This window comes from Poinsettia branch-inducing phytoplasma str. JR1 (genome assembly GCF_000309465.1).
Taxonomy (GTDB): domain Bacteria; phylum Bacillota_I; class Bacilli_A; order Acholeplasmatales; family Acholeplasmataceae; genus Phytoplasma; species Phytoplasma pruni.
In genome coordinates, this window is sequence record NZ_AKIK01000071.1 from 1 (window position 1) to 2,331 (window position 2,331).

2 protein-coding genes are annotated in these 2,331 nt (G+C 26.7%); both read right to left on the reverse strand.

All coding sequences use genetic code 11. The annotated features are described in order from the left end of the window. Positions 1 to 113: 113 nt before the first annotated feature. A complete protein-coding gene (locus tag ON17_RS01730; RefSeq protein ID WP_017191788.1) occupies positions 114 to 1,598 on the reverse strand; it encodes an MATE family efflux transporter in 1,485 nt (494 codons plus the stop codon). 73 nt (positions 1,599 to 1,671) lie between these two features. Then, a complete protein-coding gene (locus ON17_RS01735) occupies positions 1,672 to 2,157 on the reverse strand; it encodes an NUDIX hydrolase (RefSeq protein WP_017191789.1) in 486 nt (161 codons plus the stop codon). Positions 2,158 to 2,331 lie beyond the last annotated feature (174 nt).

Sequence of the window (2,331 nt, forward strand, 5' to 3'; positions counted from 1 at the left end):
CACGTTTCAACATAGAAAGAAAAAAGACCACTTGATTTCAAGTGGTCTTTTATTCGCTTTTAATTCAAGTTTTTTTTAACCTGAAAAAGGTTAATTGGTAAAGATTACTCATATTATAAGCGCATATCTTCAAAACCATTTTTTTTAATATCTTTATAAAATTTAAAATAAAAATAATAAGTAACCGAAAAGAGAAGGATTGTGTTCGTTGTTAGATTGGCGAAATGATATCCTTTCCAAGAATTATCCGCATTTTCATATTTGTTCCAAGGTGATGAAAGGCTAAAACCTAAAATAATGATGAAAGAAATTCTTAAAAACACTCTTAATAAAGCGAAAAACATATCAATGCGAGTTTTTTTAAAAGGGATCATACTTCTAATCATTATTCCTTGAGTAACAACTGTATAAAAGCCAGAAATAGAAGCGATCATGATGCCTAGTTGAAATTGTTTTTCTCTTTCTCCTTGCAATCTTTCTTTGAAGCCTTTGATTAAAGAGTATATGTTTGTGCCAAAAAAACCAAAAATAACGGTGAAAAAAAAACCTAAAATCATATTTAATAATAAAGTTTTTTTAATTGTTTCAAAAGCTCTTTTTAGGTTTTTATTTGCTAGATTAGCCGAAATAATAGATAATTGAGTCTCTTCTAAAGCAAAGCCAAAATTCAAACCGATGGCTGCTATGCCATCACCTATTTGAACCGCGCTTAAACTTCCGCTTGGATAAATTTTCCAACTGATAATAAGTACAATTAGTCTTCCACTTTCATAAATTAGTCTTCCACCCAAAATAGGTAAAGCTAATTTTAAAATATTTGTCAATATATTAGTTTTATTGTTATCCGCTTGTTTGCTGTCTGTCAATTCGTCTTGATCTCTTTTTAAAGAAATAATAAATAAAACCATTAGAAAAATAGTTACTAAAAAACTGGATAAAGCGGTAGATACTCCTAACCAATAAGGATCTTTCTTATCAAAACCATAAACGAATAATAAATTGATAGATACTTTGAAAACAACAAACAAAGTGTTGGAAAGATAAATAGTTTTAATATTTCCTTTTACTCGTTCTAATCCTAATAAGACCGTATTAACAGCCATTAAAACTCCTGAAATAATTAAAAAAATATAATATTTATGAACTGTTTTAAAAATTTCTTCTTCCATGCCGGGAAGGACTTTATCTAAAATAAGACTACCGATTATGACAGCTATTAAAGCGATGCCAAAAGTCATACCTATAATAGAAAAAAGAGTGGTTTTAATCATTTTTTGAGCAGTTTTATAATTTTTTTTAGCGTATTCTTTGCCTATTAAAACTATGCTTGCTGTAGCTAAAGATAAACCCATAAAAGAAAACATATTTTGAACACTGCTGATTATAGCAAGAGAATCGGTAAATTTTTCAGACCCTTCAGGTTTAATTGCCATAAATAAATCGATATTTTTAGGTATCATTTGAAAAGTTATATTGGTTAAAGCGATAGGGATGACCAACATCAAAAGGACTTTAAATAAATTATCTTCTAAAAATAATTTTTGTTTAGCTTTTTGCTTTAATTGTTTTTTGTTAGAAAGTATTTCTTGTTTAGACATTCTAATGAAACTCCTTTATTTATTTACAAAAATAACAATATTATTTTTTATAAAAAGATTTTTTTAATTTTATTCACAAGTCCAAATTGTTGTGCATTTTATTTTTGGAATTTTTGCATTGAATAAAATCTTTTAAAAATTTTTTGTCCATCATCATCATATCTTCAATAGGCAAATCTTCTTCATTGAACCATTTTAAATCAGAAACTTCATCATGTTGTTGGTTAGGTTGTCCTTCTGTTTTGCTAACGATAAAACCCATCACTACAGGATAAACAATATCGCCATTAGGATAAATGATTTTAATATCTTCTCCTGTGTATGTTTTGAAACAATTCATAGTAATAACATCTAAATTAGTTTCTTCTTTTAACTCTCTTAAAGCGGCTTCTTTGAAATTTTCTCCTAATTCCATAGCTCCGCCATGAAGACCCCAAATTTGAAAATCTTTTCTAAATTGAAGCAAATATTTATTATTTTCATAAACAATAATAGAAGTTCCTGGAGAAAAAATCGGATCTTTCCCTATTTTACTACGTAATCCTTGAATATAAGACATTTTTTAATTACCTTTCTGTTGTTACTTTTTTCAAACATTTATTGAAAAATATTAATTTTTAAATAAATAATGATCATAAAAACATATGTAACAACTTAACCAAAAAAACAAATGCTTACAACTTTAATAAACCAAATTCATTTTTTAAATATTAATTAAAAAATATCAATATTT

Bases quoted from the DNA above. Each gene is read 5' to 3' on its own strand.
- ON17_RS01730 (WP_017191788.1), bottom strand. From the start codon at position 1,598: ATGTCTAAACAAGAAATACTTTCTAACAAAAAACAATTAAAGCAAAAA.
- ON17_RS01735 (WP_017191789.1), bottom strand. From the start codon at position 2,157: ATGTCTTATATTCAAGGATTACGTAGTAAAATAGGGAAAGATCCGATT.